Source organism: Pseudomonas sp. 3MA1, assembly GCF_029237275.1.
GTDB lineage: Bacteria > Pseudomonadota > Gammaproteobacteria > Pseudomonadales > Pseudomonadaceae > Aquipseudomonas > Aquipseudomonas fluorescens_AP.
Genome location: NZ_JAACFX010000002.1, coordinates 353,439 through 369,201, shown reverse-complemented (window position 1 = coordinate 369,201; position 15,763 = coordinate 353,439). Strand labels below are relative to the sequence as shown.

Genomic DNA, 15,763 nt, shown 5'->3' with positions numbered 1-15,763 from the left:
ATGGACGCTTTCAACTACCGCGACGGTGAGCTGTTCGCGGAAGGCGTAGCCCTGTCCGCCATTGCCGAGCGTTTCGGCACGCCGACCTACGTCTATTCCCGAGCACATATCGAGGCCCAGTACCTGGCCTATGCCGAGGCGCTTGCCGGCATGCCGCACCTGGTCTGCTTCGCGGTAAAGGCCAACTCCAACCTGGGTGTGCTGAATGTCCTGGCCCGCTTGGGCGCCGGTTTCGACATCGTCTCCCGGGGCGAGCTGGAGCGGGTCCTGGCCGCCGGCGGCCAGGCCGACAAGATCGTCTTTTCCGGTGTCGGCAAGACCCGTGACGACATGCGTCGCGCCCTGGAAGTGGGCGTCCACTGCTTCAACGTCGAGTCCGCCGAAGAGCTGGAGCGCCTGCAACAGGTGGCCGCCGAGCTGGGAGTTCGCGCGCCGATCTCGCTGCGGGTCAACCCCGACGTCGACGCCGGCACCCACCCCTACATCTCCACCGGACTCAAGGAAAACAAGTTCGGCATCGACATTGCCACGGCCGAGGATGTGTACATCCGCGCCGCGCAGCTGCCGAACCTGGAAATCGTCGGGGTCGACTGCCATATCGGCTCGCAACTGACCACCCTGGAGCCCTTCATCGACGCCCTCGACCGGTTGCTGGAACTGGTGGACCGCCTCGGTGAATGCGGCATCTACCTGCGCCACATCGATCTGGGTGGTGGCCTGGGCGTGCGCTATCGCGACGAAGAGCCGCCGCTGGCCGCCGACTACGTCAAGGCCGTGCGTGAACGCCTGGATGGCCGCGACCTGGCCCTGGTGTTCGAACCGGGCCGCTTCATCGTGGCCAACGCTGGTGTACTGCTGACCCGGGTCGAGTACCTCAAGCACACCGAACACAAGGATTTCGCCATCGTCGACGGCGCCATGAACGACCTGATCCGCCCGGCGCTGTACCAGGCCTGGATGGACGTCAGCGCCGTACAGCCGCGAGAGGCCGAACCCCGTACCTACGACATCGTCGGCCCGATCTGTGAAACCGGCGACTTCCTCGCCAAGGAACGCGCCCTGGCCCTGGCCGAGGGCGACCTGCTGGCGGTGCATTCCGCTGGCGCCTATGGTTTCGTCATGAGCTCGAACTACAACACCCGCGGCCGTGCCGCCGAAGTGCTGGTCGATGGCGACCAGGCTGTTGAAGTGCGTCGCCGCGAGACGGTAGCCGAGTTATTCGCTGGCGAAAGCCTGCTGCCGGAGTAAGACCATGCTGCTGCGTTTTACCAAGATGCACGGCCTGGGCAATGACTTCATGGTTCTCGACCTGGTCAGCCAGCACGCGCATATTCTGCCCAAGCACGCCAAACAATGGGGTGATCGCAACACCGGGATCGGCTTCGATCAGTTGCTGATCGTCGAGGCTCCGAGCAACCCGGACGTGGATTTCCGCTATCGGATCTTCAACTCCGATGGCTCCGAAGTGGAACAGTGCGGCAACGGTGCCCGCTGCTTCGCGCGCTTCGTGCTGGACAAGCGCCTGACCACCAAGCGCCAGATCCGCGTCGAAACCAAGAGCGGCGTGATCGAACTGGACGTGCGCAACGACGGTCAGATCAGCGTCAACATGGGGGCGCCACGCCTGGTGCCGGCCGATATCCCGTTCCAGGCCCCGGCCCAGGCCAACAGCTATAGGCTGGACGTCGATGGCGTCCAGGTCGAGCTGGCCGCCGTGTCCATGGGCAACCCCCACGCCGTACTGCGGGTGGATGACATCAACAGCGCGCCGGTGCACGAGCTGGGGCCGAAGATCGAACATCACCCGCGCTTCCCGGCGCGGGTCAATGTCGGCTTTCTCCAGGTGCTGGACCGCCAGCGCGCGCAATTGCGGGTCTGGGAACGCGGCGCCGGGGAAACCCAGGCCTGCGGCACCGGGGCCTGCGCAGCTGCAGTGGCCGCGATCAGCCAGGGGTGGATGGATTCGCCACTATTGATCGACCTGCCAGGCGGGCGCCTGTCCATCGAATGGGCAGGTCCAGGCCAACCGGTGATGATGACCGGCCCGGCAGTACGCGTATACGAAGGACAGGTGCGTCTTTAAGTGAGCGAAACCCATGACTGATCAGCCCCAGGCTCCCGCCGCAAAGCCCGACTCAGCACCTTCTGCCGACCTGGACGCAGCCGCCGTCGCTGCGTACCTGGAGGCCCATCCGGACTTCTTCGTCGACCACGACGAGCTGCTTCCAGCCTTGCGCATTCCCCACCAGCGCGGCGATACCGTGTCGCTGGTGGAGCGACAGATGAAGATCCTGCGCGAGCGCAACATCGAGATGCGCCATCGCCTGTCGCAGTTGATGGACGTGGCTCGGGACAACGACCGCCTGTTTGACAAGACCCGCCGCCTGATTCTGGCGCTGATGGACGCCAGCAGCCTGGAAGAAGTGGTGATGAGTGTCGAGGACAGCCTGCGCCAGGACTACCAGGTGCCCTTCGTCAGCCTGATCCTGTTCAGCGACAACGCAATGCCGGTGGGTCGCTGGGTCTCGGCGGCCGAAGCCCAGGGCGCCATTGGCGGCCTGCTGTCGGAAGGCAAGAGTGTCAGCGGCAGCCTGCGCGAACATGAGCTGGACTTCCTCTTCGGCGAAGAACAGCGCAAGCAGATCGGCTCCACCGCGGTGGTCGCTCTGGCGCACCAGGGCATGCACGGGGTCCTGGCCATCGCCAGCCGTGACCCGCAGCACTACAAGAGCTCGGTCGGCACCCTGTTCCTCAACTACATCGCCGAAGTCACCGGCCGGGTCCTGCCGCGCTTCACCCACTCGCTGCGCTCGGTACGCTGAGCATGCAGCAGCAACTGGATGCCTACTGCGCGCACCTGCGCAGTGAGCGCCAGGTGTCGCCCCATACCCTGCAGGCCTATCGACGCGATCTCGACAAAGTGCTGGGGTTCTGCGAGAAACAGCAGGTCCGCAGCTGGACCGACCTGGATGTCCAGGGACTGCGCAGCATGATTGCCCGCCTGCACCAGCAGGGTCAGTCGTCCCGCAGCCTGGCACGCCTGCTGTCCGCGGTGCGCGGGCTCTATCACTATCTGAACCGCGAAGGGCTGTGCGATCACGACCCGGCCAACGGCCTGGCGCCGCCCAAGGGCGAACGCCGCCTGCCCAAGACCCTGGACACCGATCGCGCCCTGCAATTGCTCGATGGCGCAGTGGAAGATGACTTCCTGGCCCATCGCGACCAGGCCATCCTGGAGCTGTTCTACTCCTGCGGGCTGCGCCTCTCCGAACTGACCAGCCTGAACCTCGAGCATCTGGATCTGGCGGACGGGCTGGTGCAGGTCCTGGGCAAGGGCAGCAAGACCCGCGTGCTGCCCGTGGGCAAAAAGGCCCGGGAAGCCCTGGCCCTGTGGCTGCCGCTGCGCGCCTTGAGCAACCCGCCGGACGGCGCCCTGTTCGTCAGCCAAAAGGGCCGGCGCCTGGGGCCGCGCGCCATCCAGCTACGGGTCAAGGCCGCCGGCGAGCGCGAGCTGGGGCAAAACCTGCACCCGCACATGCTGCGTCATTCCTTTGCCAGCCACCTGCTGGAATCGTCCCAGGACCTGCGCGCCGTGCAGGAGCTGCTGGGGCACTCGGACATCAAGACCACACAGATCTACACCCACCTGGACTTCCAGCACCTGGCAGCGGTCTACGACAGCGCCCACCCTCGGGCCAAACGCAACAAAGGCGGTGAGTAATGACCATCAAACTGATCACCTTCGACCTTGACGACACCCTCTGGGACACCGCCCCGGTGATCGTCAGCGCCGAGGCCACCCTGCGCCAGTGGCTGACCGAGCATGCACCGAATCTCGGCGGCGTGCCGGTGGAGCATCTGTGGAGCATTCGCGAACGCGTGCTGCTCGAACAACCGCACCTCAAGTACCGAATCAGCGCCCTGCGCCGCCAGGTGCTGTTCCATGCCCTGCAAGAAGCCGGGTACGAGCACAGCCAAGCCAGCCAGCTGGCCGATCAGAGCTTCGAAGTATTCCTGCATGCGCGGCATCAGCTGGAAATCTTTCCCGAGGTACTGCCGACCCTGGAAGCCCTGGCCAATCACTTCGCCCTGGGGGTGGTCACCAACGGCAATGCCGACGTGCGCCGCCTGGGCCTGGCGGACTATTTCAAGTTCGCCCTGTGCGCCGAGGACCTCGGGGTGGCCAAGCCGGATGCCAGGCTGTTCCATGAAGCCCTGCAACGCGGGGGCGCAACGGCCGATACCGCCGTGCATATCGGCGATCACCCCGGCGACGACATCGCCGGCGCCCAGCAGGCGGGCCTGCGGGCGATCTGGTTCAATCCCAACGGCAAGACCTGGGAAGCCGAGCGCGCGCCAGACGCCGAGATCCGCAGCCTGATTGAACTGCCCGGGCTGCTTGCCCGCTGGCATCGCGGCGCCTGAACCGGCGCTTTCGCGAGCAAGCTCGCTCCTACAGCAAGCGCCGGCGCTCGGGGGCCGTTTCCGAGACGAGCGCCCATGAAAAAGCCCGCAGCGACGGCGGGCTTTTTCAGCAAGCAAGTAGCGAGGCTCAGATAGGCCGGCTGCCGTACTTGTTATCAGGCTTCTTGGGCGGATCGGCGACCACATTGGCCTCGACTTCCTGCACTTTACCGCCACGGGCCAGGAACTCTTCCATGGCACGCGCCAGTGCATCACGCTCCTTGTTCTTGGCTTCGACGCTTGGCAGCTCGTCTACCGAGACGGCAGCCTTGGCCTTGCCTTTGGCGGTCGGGGCAGGAACATCACTGCCATCGTCTTCCACCACATCGTCGGCGGCCGCTTCAAGACCTTCTTCGGTATCGTCTTCGTCACCTACTTCGAGGTCGTCGTTTTCCAGATCATCGTCGCTCATGTTCTACCTCATGACTTGCGAAAAGCAGATTAGTTATAGCCCAGCTGCGCCGACTGTCGAAGGCCGCCGGAAAAAAATCAACGTCCACTGATACTCAGCGGCTTATGCCCCATCACCCTGCAGGGTGGCAAGGACTTTGCGAGCACCGCCATGATCACGATGCTCGCCCAGATAAACACCTTGCCAGGTGCCTAGCGCCAAGCGCCCCGCCGCTACCGGCAAAGTCAGCTGACAGCCTAGCAAACTGGCCTTGAAGTGCGCCGGAAGGTCGTCTTCGCCTTCGTCGTTATGTTCGTACCCGGCCATGCCTTGAGGCACCAGGGTGTTGAAGAAACGCTCGAAGTCACGCCGGACCGCCGGATCGGCGTTCTCGTTGATGGTCAACGAGGCCGAGGTATGTTGCAGCCACAAATGCAGCAGACCAACCCGACACGCCCTCAACTCGGGCAGGCCGGCGAGCAACTCGTCCGTCACCAGGTGAAAGCCCCGGGGCCTGGCCCGCAGGGTAATCAGGGTCTGCTGCCACATACCGATCTCCACGCTTCGGCGCGCATTCTAGCGCGCTCAGTGAAAAAACAAAGCGCCGAATAATCCTGCTTTAGTGTAAGCATTTGTCCTGCTGGAAATCGCCACGGCAAACACGCCAATGCTTGTCAGAAAATCCTTTCAGCCTTTTTCAATGACAAACGTCAGGCAAAAAAATGCCCGGCCGGAGCCGGGCTTTTTTCCCCACGCGATTACAGGTTGTAACCACGCTCGTTGTGTTGTGCCAGGTCGAGGCCGACCGCCTCTTCTTCCTCGGTGACACGCAGCCCCATGACCGCATCCAGGACCTTGAGGATGATGAAGGTCACGATCGCGGTGTAGATCACCGTGAAGCCGACGCCCTTGGCCTGGATCCAGACCTGTGCCGCGATATCGGTGACGGTGCCGAAGCCGCCCAGGGACGGTGCGGCGAACACGCCAGTGAGGATCGCTCCGAGAATACCGCCGATGCCGTGAACGCCGAAGGCATCCAGGGAGTCGTCATAACCCAGCTTGCGCTTGAGGCTGGTGGCGCAGAAGAAGCACACCACACCGGCCGCCAGGCCAATGATCAGGGCACCCATCGGGCCCACGGTGCCGGCAGCCGGAGTGATGGCGACCAGGCCGGCCACCACGCCCGAAGCGATGCCCAGCGCGCTTGGCTTGCCGTGGGTCATCCACTCGGCAAACATCCAGCCCAGGGCGGCGGCAGCGGTGGCGATCTGCGTGACCAGCATGGCCATGCCGGCGGTGCCGTTGGCGGCAGCCGCGGAACCGGCGTTGAAACCGAACCAACCGACCCACAGCATGGCCGCGCCCATCAGGGTGTAGCCCAGGTTGTGCGGCGCCATCGGCGTGGTGGGGAAGCCTTTACGCTTGCCCAGCACCAGACAGGCCACCAGGCCCGCGATACCGGCGTTGATGTGGACCACGGTGCCGCCGGCGAAGTCCAGCACGCCCCAGTCGCCCAGCAGAGAACCCGGACCGCTCCAGACCATGTGCGCGATTGGTGCGTACACCAGGGTGAACCAGACGCCCATGAAGATCAGCATCGCGGAGAACTTCATCCGCTCGGCGAAGGCACCGACGATCAGCGCCGGCGTGATGATGGCGAAGGTCATCTGGAAAGTGACGAACACCGCCTCAGGGAACAACGCCGTCGGGCCGGTCAGGCTGGCCGGGGTGATACCCGCCAGGAAGGCCTTGGACAAGCCGCCCACGAAGGAATTGAGATTGACGACGCCAGCTTCCATCCCGGTGGTATCGAACGCCATGCTGTAGCCATAGATGAACCACAGGACAGTGACCAGACCGGTGATGGCGAAGCACTGCATCATCACGGAAAGAATGTTTTTCGAACGCACCATGCCGCCATAGAACAGCGCCAGCCCGGGAATGGTCATGAACAGCACCAGGGCCGTGGAGGTCAGCATCCACGCGGTGTCGCCGGAATTGAGCACTGGAGGGGGCACTGGATCTGCCGCCAAGGCCAGGCCAGGCATTACGAGGGACAACAGGGCTCCTAGCCCCGCGAATTTACGCAGAGTCATATTGTTTTCTCCTGGGGCGTTGGGTTTGGCGGCTTAGATGGCGTCGGTATCGGTTTCGCCGGTACGGATGCGTATAGCCTGTTCCAGATTGACCACGAAGATCTTGCCGTCACCGATCTTGCCGGTGTTGGCGGCCTTGGTTATCGCCTCGATAACCCGGTCAAGATCCTTGTCGTCAATGGCGACATCGATCTTCACCTTGGGCAGAAAATCCACCACGTACTCCGCACCGCGATACAGCTCGGTGTGACCCTTCTGCCGGCCGAAGCCTTTGACCTCAGTAACGGTAATGCCCTGCACGCCGATTTCGGACAGCGACTCGCGCACGTCGTCCAACTTGAACGGCTTGATGATGGCAGTGACTAGCTTCATGAAACTCTCTCCCGAATTGGTGGACTTGCCCCAGGAAAACAAACCCGACTCAAGTCTAAGCGCAGTGCCTGGCTTTGTAACGCACCGTCGGCCTTCCTCAGCCCGACCGACGCCAGCTAACCGCTGTCTGACGAAACACTCCCCGCGCAGGCTGCCGCACTGCATTCGTCACAGCGACTGCTTCAGTGCATGGGTCACCAGGGTCTAAGCAGAAAGCTTGCCAGCTCGGGAAAAATCAGTGATTTCAGTCCTTTGCCCGACGCTGACGGCGAATGGCGGAAAACCAGGCCCGGGATACGCACAAAAACAGTGCGTCGGCGCCCGGCCGGATGCGCAAAAAACGTGCAACCCGGGCTCGCCTGGAGCGTTGCGGCTGCGTGATACACTGCGGGCCGACTGCAATTCAGGACTCTCCCATGCTCGCGCCCAAAGACCTTCTCGATGCCCTGAGCGGCCACGCTTCGCGTTTGCTCAGCGGTGACACGCCCCTGCCCCGCAACGAAATCGAAAGCCAGTTCAAGGCCCTGCTGCAAAGCGGCTTCAGCAAGCTCGACCTGGTCAGCCGGGAAGAATTCGACAGCCAGATGGTGGTCCTGGCCCGCACCCGCGCACGCCTGGAAAGCCTCGAAGCCAAAGTGGCGGAGCTGGAAGCGCGGCTGAATCCGGCGCAAGACTGAGCCGAACAGCTGATTCGCCGGCAAGCCGGCTCCTGAAGCCCCATGCCGCAGGAGCCGACCGGCCAGCCAAGGCCGCAGCTTCGGCGACATATCCTGTGCCCATTGCGGCGCCTCTCCCGTCACCCCCCTCATCTATCCTTGCAGCAGCGCCGCAGGAAGCGGTTGCGCCGTCTCAAGGAAGAACTCCCCATGTCCCTGGCGATCATCCACAGCCGCGCCCAGGTCGGCGTGCAGGCACCGGCGGTCAGCGTTGAAGTGCACCTGGCCAATGGCCTGCCAAGCCTGACCCTGGTGGGCCTGCCGGAAGCTGCGGTCAAGGAAAGCAAGGACCGGGTGCGCAGCGCCATTCTCAATGCAGGGTTCAATTTCCCTGCGCGACGCATCACCCTCAACCTAGCCCCGGCGGACCTGCCCAAGGACGGCGGGCGCTTCGACCTGGCCATCGCCCTGGGCATCCTCGTCGCCAGTGTGCAGGTGCCGGCGCTGGCCCTGGACAACATCGAATGCCTGGGGGAGCTGGCGCTGTCCGGGGCTGTACGCGCGGTGCGCGGCGTGCTCCCTGCCGCACTGGCGGCACGCGACGCCGGGCGCACCCTGCTGGTGCCCCGCGCCAATGCCGAAGAAGCCTGCCTGGCCAGCGGCCTGGAGGTGATCGCCATCGAGCATCTGCTGGAAGCCGTGGCCCATTTCAACGGCCACGCGCCGATAGCGCCTTATGTCAGCGACGGCCTGACACAAAGCCCCGCCGCCTACCCCGATCTTCGCGAAGTGCAGGGCCAGCTCGCCGCCAAGCGCGCCTTGCTGATTGCCGCGGCCGGCGCCCACAACCTGCTGTTCAGCGGCCCGCCAGGCACCGGCAAGACCCTGCTGGCCAGCCGCCTGCCCGGCCTGCTGCCCCCCTTGCAGGAAGGCGAGGCCCTGGAAGTGGCGGCGATTCAATCGGTGACCAGCCACACGCCGCTGCGCCACTGGCCGCAACGACCATTTCGCCAGCCTCACCATTCGGCTTCGGGGGCGGCGCTGGTCGGCGGCGGCTCCAAACCCCAACCCGGGGAAATCACCCTGGCCCATCACGGCGTGCTGTTTCTCGATGAGCTTCCGGAATTCGATCGCAAGGTTCTGGAGGTCCTGCGCGAGCCCATGGAGTCCGGGCAGATCGTCATCTCCCGGGCCCGCGACCGGGTGCAGTTCCCGGCCCGCTTCCAGCTGGTCGCGGCGATGAACCCGTGCCCCTGTGGCTATCTTGGCGACCCCAGCGGACGCTGCCGGTGCACGCCGGAACAAATCCAGCGCTATCGCAACAAGCTGTCCGGCCCGCTGCTCGATCGCATCGACCTGCACCTGACCGTGGCCCGCGAGGCCACTGCCCTCAACCCCGAGCCACTACCAGGCGACGACAGCGCCGCAGCCACCGCCAAAGTCGCTCGGGCGCGCCAGCTGCAAGGCCAGCGCCAGGGCTGCGCCAATGCCTTTCTCGACCTGCCCGGCTTGCGCCGCCATTGCCAGTTATCCACCGCCGATGCGCACTGGCTGGAAGCGGCCTGCGAACGCTTGAACCTGTCGTTACGCGCCGCTCACCGCTTGCTCAAGGTGGCCAGGACCCTGGCCGATCTGGAGCAGGCCGCGAGCATCAGCCGCGACCACCTGGCCGAGGCGCTGCACTATCGTCCCGGCGCCGATTGAAGGCTTACTCCTTGGACAGATCCACCAGCGGCGTTGGTCGTACTTCGGTCTGACGCCCTTGCTGGATCTGACTGACACGACTCAAGGCGTTGTCCACCGCGACCTTGTCCGCCAACAGGCTGTAGCGGATCTGAAACTCCCGCTGCTCCTTGGGACCAATCGTCGGCACCAGATTCAGCGGACGTTGATAACGACGGTTGTAGGAAAAACTGGTACCCGGCTCCAACCCGGTCACATAGCCCTGACCCTGGGTGTCGGTGTTTTTCCACAGCGAGAACACCGGCAACTGCCGGGTGTTGAAGCCCAGGGACACCCCGAGGCTGCCCGCCTTGTTGTGCAGCACCGCCAGGGTCTGGCCCTGGGCATCGGAGTAAGGCACCACGTTGTACACGGTTTCGTCATAGTCGCGGGTCGGGCCGCGATAGGTCTGCCAATCCGCCAGATCGGCCTTGGCCTTGTCGTTGAACGGCGACACCTGCTTCACTGGCGCGGCAAATTTTGCCCCCTGCTCAAGGAATGGCGTGCTGAAATTGCTGTGGTACAGCGCCTGGTATTCCTTCGCATAGTCGCCGTTGTTGGTCAGGCGATCGTTGAGGGTAAAGCTGGTGCTGCCCGGCTCGGTGACCAGCTCGGTGGCCACGCTGAAGTCGACCTTCTTGAACGCCTGCTCCTTGAGCTCGCCCCGCAGATGAATCGCATAGGGCGGCTGTTCGTCGATGTGCAGGGTGACCTTGCTGGCCGGAATGTTCGCGGCGCGGCCGTGCAGGGTCAGCAACTCGCCGTTGTCCATGCCCGGGTGCCCGACCCACTCGTAACCGCAGCGCGTCACCAGCTCGTTGAAGCCCTCCAGCCAACCCAGGCCACCGCGGCCATTGAGTTCGATAAACGCTGGATTGACCACTTCCTTGACCGGCGAATCCCACCCCAGGCGCACGTCGCCCACCGAGGCCTGCAGCACATTCATGCCTCGGGTCGGCACCAGCGAAAGCTTCATCTGGCCATTGTCGATATCGACGATGCTGACCCCTTCCTGACGACCGCCATGCAAGGTGCGCAAGGTCACGGAAAAGGGCTGCGCGGTCTTCAGCCCCAGCTGCTCGCTGGTGATGTGCAGGTTTTCAGCGGCCTTGTCGGTGTCGAGCAGTACATAGTCCCAGGCCATGGCGTGGGAGGCGGCGGTCAGCGCGCCGAGGGTGACCAGCAGTTTGAGGGATGTCATGGAAGGGATGCCTTTATTGGAGTTGTGCGGTTTTTATAGCGCTGAAGAATCGTTTCAGCAAGCTGCAAATACCCGATTGCGCGCACAAATCCATCCCCCCGGTTTTCCCCTTCAGCCCTCGAACCCCAGCAGCAGGCCCGCCACTTCCATGACTTCCTGCAACGCTGCCCGGGCCGACTCGGGGGACGCTCGCAGCAGCAGGTCATCGGCGTACCCCATGGTCTGAGCAAACAACTGCCGGGCCGCGCGCTGGGGGCTGGCGCAGCGAAACACCCCGGCCTCGACGCCATCGGCAATGATGCTTGCCAGCATTGCCTGCCACTGGCCGTTGATCCTCAGGTAGGTTTCGGCCAGTTCGGCGTCGTGCATGGCTTCGTCCCAGGCATCGAGCCATAACGCCCAGCCGTCTTCGGCACAATCGGGCAGGCAGTCACGGATAAAGCCTTGCAAGGCGTCCATCGGCGCGGCACCGCGCAGGGGCCCGCCCACCGCCTCCAATTGTTCATTGGCGAAATGCACGAAGGCTTCGCGGCGCAACTCTTTCCAATCACTGAAGTAGTGATAGACGTGGCTGCGGGACAGGCCGGCATGCTCGGCCAGGTCCCGGGTGGAAACCTCGGCGAAACCCTTGCTGCGAAATAATTCCAGGGCGGCCTGGATGATCTGGTATTTACGGTCGTTACGCGACATGGGCAATCGGGCCTCTTGGCGCCGGGATGGACGGCGCTTGCATTTTGAGCGATCGCTCAAAGATAATTGAGCAGTCGCTCAATACTAACCCCAATCATTCTTGTGGTGCACTCATGCCCGCCGTCAGCCCACTCACCGTCGTGGATCCAACGCAGAAAATCGGCCAACAGTCCGCCGGCCAGACCCTCAAGGCCATAGCCAGGGCCTACCCGGGCAAGCTGTTCGGCACCTTGTCCCTGGTGGCCCTGGAGAACGCCCTGCTGCTGGCCTATCCGCTGTTCGCCGGCTTCGCCGTGGACTCGATCCTGCGCGGCGACGCTGCCCATGCGCTGATCTACGCCCTGGTGGTGCTGGGTTTCTGGGTGGTGGGCGCGGCACGGCGGGCGGTGGACACCCGCACATTCACCCGCATCTACGCCGACCTTGCGGTGCCGGTGATCCTCAACCAGCGCCTGCAACAGCAAGACACGTCCACCGCCGCGGCGCGGGTGGTGCTGGCCCGGGAATTCGTCGATTTCTTCGAAAAGCACGTGCCGACCATCGCCACGGCCCTGGTGTCGATCGTCGGGGCGGCGGTGATGCTGCTGGTGATCGAACCCTGGATCGGCCTCGCCTGCCTCACGGCGCTGTTGCTGTGCGTGACCCTGCTGCCGCGTTTTGCCCGGCGTAACCAGCAACTGCACGAACGCCTGAACGACCGGTTGGAAAAGGAAATCGGCCTGGTGGCCAAGGTCGGCGCCGTCTCGCTACAGCGCCACTATCGCCTGCTGTCGCGGCTGCGCATCGGCCTCTCGGACCGGGAAGCGGCAGCCTATCTGTTCCTTGGCGCGGTGGCGGCGCTGCTGTTCGTCATCGCCATCAGCCAGCTGGCGCTGGCGCCCGAGGTCAAGGCCGGCCACGTGTATGCGGTGATGACTTACCTGTGGACCTTCGTCAGCAGCGTCGATGAGGCGCCCACCATGGTCGACCAGCTGGCGCGCCTGCGGGATATCGGCAAGCGCGTCGATCCGGGCCTGGCTGAGTCGACCGCGCCTCACTGAGCCTCGCGGCCGTCGACTGGGCCGGATCAGCGGAAGCGGTCGACTTCCCGGCGCAAGTCCGCGGCCAGGGTTTCCAGCTCACGGGCGGTGAGTGCCAGGTTGGACACCACTTCACGCTGCTCGCTGTTGGCCTGGGCAATGCTCTGCAGATTGCTGCTGAGCACCGTGGCGGTGCTGCTCTGTTCCTGAGTCGCGGTGGTGATGGCGGCGAACTGCTCGCCGGCGCTGCGGCTCTGCTCGTCGATCAGGGCCAGGGCCGAGGCGACGTTGGCGTTGCGCGACAAGCCTTCCTGCATCAAGCGGTTGCCCTGCTCCATGGTTTCGATGGCGTTGCCGGTTTCCTGCTGGATGCTGTTGATCATCTGCGAGATTTCATCGGTGGCCTCGCGGGTGCGCGACGCCAGGTTGCGCACCTCATCGGCGACCACGGCAAACCCGCGCCCCTGCTCGCCGGCACGCGCGGCCTCGATGGCGGCGTTGAGGGCCAGCAGGTTGGTCTGATCGGCAATCGCGGTGATCACCCCGACAATCCCGCCAATCTCCTGGGAACGCTGGCCCAGGGTATTGATCACCGTGGCCGTGCTGTTGAGGGCCCCGGCAATCTGCTCCAGGGACGCCGAAGCCTGCTCCATGGACTCGCGGCCGATGTGGGTCTGCTGGGCGTTGTCCTGGGCCAGACGCTGGGTGCTGCCCATGTTGTCGGCAATGTTCAGCGAAGTGGCGCTGAACTCCTCCACCGCCCCGGCCATGCTGGTGATCTCGCCGGACTGTTGCTCCATGCCTTCATAGGCGCCGCTGGACAGGCCTGACAAGGCCTGGGCGCGGCCATTGACCTCGGCGGCGGAACGGCGAATGTGCTCGACCATGGTCGACAGGGCTTCGCCCATCTGGTTGAAACTGCGGGCCAGCTGGCCGATTTCGTCATGGCTGGAGACATTCAGCCGCGCGCTCAGGTCGCCGCCGCCCAGGGCCTGGGCCTGGCGCACCAGATCGCCCAAGGGCGCCAGCTTGCTGCGCAGCAGCCAGACCGTGGCCCCCACCGCCAGCAGCATCGCCAGCAGGCTGCCGATCACCAGGCGAATCCCCACGCTCCAGGTCACCGCGCGGATCTCGGCCTTGGGCATGCTGGCCACCACCGACCAGGGGCCGCCCTCGAACGGCACCGCCAGGCTGTAGAAGTCCTCGCCCTGGTCGCTCCAGAAACGCCCCTTGCCCGGTTCCTTGGCGGCCGCCGCCATGATCTGCGCCGCCGGCTCCAGCGCCTGCACGCCGGCCGGTGGCACCAGCCACTTGTTCTGCTCATCAAGCAAGGCCAGGGAGCCGCTCTGGCCAATGCGGAAACGCTTGAGATTGGCGAACTGGGCATTCTGCGCATCGGTGTAGTCGAAACCGACGAACAGCACGGCGATGACCTTGCCGTCGCGATCCAAGACCGGGGTGTACTGGGTCATGTAGAAGCGTTCGAAGAGCACGGCGCGGCCGACATAACCCTGCCCCGCCATGAGCTTCTGGTAGGCCGGGTGGCCATGGTCGAGCAAGGTGCCGATGGCCCGGCTGCCGTCCTGCTTGCTCAAGGAGGTGCTGACCCGGATGAAATCATCGCCGCTGCGCACGAACAGGGTCGCCACCCCGGCGGTCATCTGCTTGAACTCGTCCACTTCCTCGAAGTTGTTGTTCAGCACCACGTCCCCCAGGTGCAGGCCCGGGGTCTGCACTCCGGCCACATTCACCGGCTGCTCGGGATGCAGACTCAGGCCGCTGCTGAAACGGTTTTCGAACAGGCCGCTGAGGCGCTGGGTGCTCTCGCGCAGGCTGCCGTGGAAGGTGTTGAGCTGGTCCGCCAACAACCGCGCCTCGCTGGCCAGGTGTTCTTCCCGGGTATCGAGGTTCGCCGAGTCCAGGGAGCGCAGGGCAAACAGGGTGCTGCCACTGATGACCAGGGCAAGTATCAGGGCGAGGGCAAGCCCTAGCTGGGAGGCTATGCGGGCACGGGGTTGGGACATGATGGCTCCTTGCCGAGAAGGCGGATCATCCTGATTGGTCAGCACGCTCGGCGGTAATAATTCTAGGATTTTTAGTAATTTAGGACCTTCCTGAACGCTGGTTCCATAACCCATGGATTCGGCGGCGCCCGCAAATACTTGAGCGCCTTGCAAGGATATCCGCGCGCGCCCGCCGGCCGGGCACTGCATCGTTTCAGCCGAAGCGCTCTACCTCGGGCAGTTGCATGGCCTGGACCTCGCCCTGGAGAAAGTCGCTGAGGCGTCGCAACCGTTCCCCTCCGGGCCGGGTCTTGGGCCAGACCAGGTAGTAGTTCAGGCCACTGGCCACCGCTGTCGGCCAAGGCAGGCTCAGGCGGCCCTGGGCCACATCTTCGGCCACCATCAGCAAATCGCCCATGGATACGCCATACCCCCGCGCCGCCGCGATCATCCCCAGTTCCAGGGTGTCGAACACCTGCCCGCCCTTGAGCGACACCTGGTCGGTCAGGCCCATGTGCTCCAGCCAGCTGCGCCAGTCACGGCGGTCCGGGGTGGGGTGCAAGAGTTCGGTGGCGGCCAGCCGCGCCACGTCCCAGGGCTGGTCGTTGAGCAGGTTCGGCGCCCCCACCGGGATCAGCAGCTCGGGGAACAGGTAGCTGGCTTCCCAGTCCGGAGGAAAGTGGCCATTGCTCAGCAGCACCGCGCAGTCGAAGGGCTCCTGGTTGAAATCCACCGAATCCACGTCCATCCAGGCACTGGTGAGCTGTACCTCATTGCCCGGCTGCAGGTGGCGAAAGCGGCTGAGGCGCGCCAGCAACCAGCGCATGGTCAGGGTCGAGGGCGCCTTCATGCGCAGGATGCCGTCTTCGGCCCGCAGGGTATTGCAGGCCCGCTCCAGTGCGCCGAAACCTTCGCGGATACCCGGCAACAGCAGGCGCGCCGCCTCGGTCAGTTGCAGGTTGCGCCCGCTGCGCTGGAACAGTCGGCAGGCGAAGTGATCCTCCAGGGTGCGGATATGCCGGCTGACGGCGCTCTGGGTAATCGACAGTTCTTCGGCGGCACGGGTGAACGAGCTGTGGCGGGCCGCCGCTTCAAAGGCGCGCAGGGCATACAGGGGAGGCAGACGACGAGACATGGATGGACTCCGGA

16 protein-coding genes are annotated in these 15,763 nt (G+C 64.5%); 8 read left to right on the top strand and 8 right to left on the bottom strand.

The features are described 5' to 3' along the window. The 5 genes from lysA to GWQ44_RS06790 are packed head-to-tail and all read left to right on the top strand — an operon-like array spanning nucleotide 1 to nucleotide 4,425. Nucleotides 1-1,248, top strand: coding sequence for a diaminopimelate decarboxylase (gene lysA, locus GWQ44_RS06810; RefSeq protein ID WP_047306594.1), 1,248 nt, complete (start codon nucleotides 1-3; stop codon nucleotides 1,246-1,248). A 4-nt stretch (nucleotides 1,249-1,252) separates the two neighbouring features. Next, entirely contained in the window at nucleotides 1,253-2,083 is an 831-nt protein-coding gene (gene dapF / locus GWQ44_RS06805; protein WP_103740723.1) for a diaminopimelate epimerase, read from the top strand. A gap of 13 nt (nucleotides 2,084-2,096) precedes the next feature. Continuing rightward, nucleotides 2,097-2,822, top strand: a complete 726-nt coding sequence (locus tag GWQ44_RS06800; RefSeq protein ID WP_275926927.1) for a DUF484 family protein — start codon at nucleotides 2,097-2,099, stop codon at nucleotides 2,820-2,822. Between the two features lie 2 nt (nucleotides 2,823-2,824). Then, complete coding sequence (xerC, locus tag GWQ44_RS06795) at nucleotides 2,825-3,721, top strand: tyrosine recombinase XerC (protein WP_275926926.1); 897 nt, start codon at nucleotides 2,825-2,827, stop codon at nucleotides 3,719-3,721. Further along, a complete protein-coding gene (locus GWQ44_RS06790) occupies nucleotides 3,721-4,425 on the top strand; it encodes an HAD family hydrolase (protein WP_047306597.1) in 705 nt (234 codons plus the stop codon). The genes xerC and GWQ44_RS06790 overlap by 1 nt, the downstream gene beginning before the upstream one ends. Before the next feature lie 127 nt (nucleotides 4,426-4,552). On the opposite strand, the gene sutA is transcribed toward GWQ44_RS06790, so the two are convergent. From sutA to glnK, 4 genes are all read right to left on the bottom strand, one after another. Beyond that, the gene (gene sutA, locus GWQ44_RS06785; protein WP_016965454.1) at nucleotides 4,553-4,876 is read right to left on the bottom strand and encodes a transcriptional regulator SutA; all 324 of its coding nucleotides are present in this window, start codon (nucleotides 4,874-4,876) and stop codon (nucleotides 4,553-4,555) included. A 102-nt stretch (nucleotides 4,877-4,978) separates the two neighbouring features. After that, complete coding sequence (locus tag GWQ44_RS06780; protein WP_047306598.1) at nucleotides 4,979-5,404, bottom strand: secondary thiamine-phosphate synthase enzyme YjbQ; 426 nt, start codon at nucleotides 5,402-5,404, stop codon at nucleotides 4,979-4,981. A 209-nt stretch (nucleotides 5,405-5,613) separates the two neighbouring features. Next, nucleotides 5,614-6,951, bottom strand: a complete 1,338-nt coding sequence (locus GWQ44_RS06775) for an ammonium transporter (RefSeq protein WP_047306599.1) — start codon at nucleotides 6,949-6,951, stop codon at nucleotides 5,614-5,616. Between the two features lie 33 nt (nucleotides 6,952-6,984). Then, on the bottom strand, nucleotides 6,985-7,323 hold the full coding sequence (glnK, locus tag GWQ44_RS06770) for a P-II family nitrogen regulator (protein ID WP_002555808.1): 339 nt from the start codon (nucleotides 7,321-7,323) through the stop codon (nucleotides 6,985-6,987). Nucleotides 7,324-7,739: 416 nt separating this feature from the next. Between glnK and GWQ44_RS06765 the strand changes: the two genes are divergently transcribed. Together GWQ44_RS06765 and GWQ44_RS06760 are read left to right on the top strand one after the other, a co-directional pair. After that, entirely contained in the window at nucleotides 7,740-8,000 is a 261-nt protein-coding gene (locus tag GWQ44_RS06765) for an accessory factor UbiK family protein (RefSeq protein WP_016965457.1), read from the top strand. Between the two features lie 189 nt (nucleotides 8,001-8,189). Beyond that, a complete protein-coding gene (locus GWQ44_RS06760) occupies nucleotides 8,190-9,683 on the top strand; it encodes a YifB family Mg chelatase-like AAA ATPase (protein WP_275926925.1) in 1,494 nt (497 codons plus the stop codon). A gap of 4 nt (nucleotides 9,684-9,687) precedes the next feature. Here GWQ44_RS06760 and GWQ44_RS06755 read toward each other — a convergent pair whose 3' ends face one another. Together GWQ44_RS06755 and GWQ44_RS06750 are read right to left on the bottom strand one after the other, a co-directional pair. Beyond that, nucleotides 9,688-10,902 carry an aldose 1-epimerase family protein gene (locus GWQ44_RS06755; RefSeq protein ID WP_275926924.1) on the bottom strand — a complete coding sequence of 405 codons (1,215 nt, stop codon included), beginning with the start codon at nucleotides 10,900-10,902 and terminating at the stop codon, nucleotides 9,688-9,690. 111 nt (nucleotides 10,903-11,013) lie between these two features. Continuing rightward, nucleotides 11,014-11,592, bottom strand: coding sequence for a TetR family transcriptional regulator C-terminal domain-containing protein (locus GWQ44_RS06750; RefSeq protein ID WP_275926923.1), 579 nt, complete (start codon nucleotides 11,590-11,592; stop codon nucleotides 11,014-11,016). A gap of 113 nt (nucleotides 11,593-11,705) precedes the next feature. On the opposite strand from GWQ44_RS06750, the gene GWQ44_RS06745 reads away from it, so the two are divergent. Next, nucleotides 11,706-12,632, top strand: a complete 927-nt coding sequence (locus tag GWQ44_RS06745) for an ABC transporter six-transmembrane domain-containing protein (protein WP_177435110.1) — start codon at nucleotides 11,706-11,708, stop codon at nucleotides 12,630-12,632. A gap of 26 nt (nucleotides 12,633-12,658) precedes the next feature. On the opposite strand, the gene GWQ44_RS06740 is transcribed toward GWQ44_RS06745, so the two are convergent. Together GWQ44_RS06740 and GWQ44_RS06735 are read right to left on the bottom strand one after the other, a co-directional pair. Further along, entirely contained in the window at nucleotides 12,659-14,635 is a 1,977-nt protein-coding gene (locus tag GWQ44_RS06740) for a methyl-accepting chemotaxis protein (RefSeq protein WP_275926922.1), read from the bottom strand. Nucleotides 14,636-14,828: 193 nt separating this feature from the next. Beyond that, a complete protein-coding gene (locus GWQ44_RS06735; protein WP_016967112.1) occupies nucleotides 14,829-15,749 on the bottom strand; it encodes a LysR substrate-binding domain-containing protein in 921 nt (306 codons plus the stop codon). Nucleotides 15,750-15,763 lie beyond the last annotated feature (14 nt).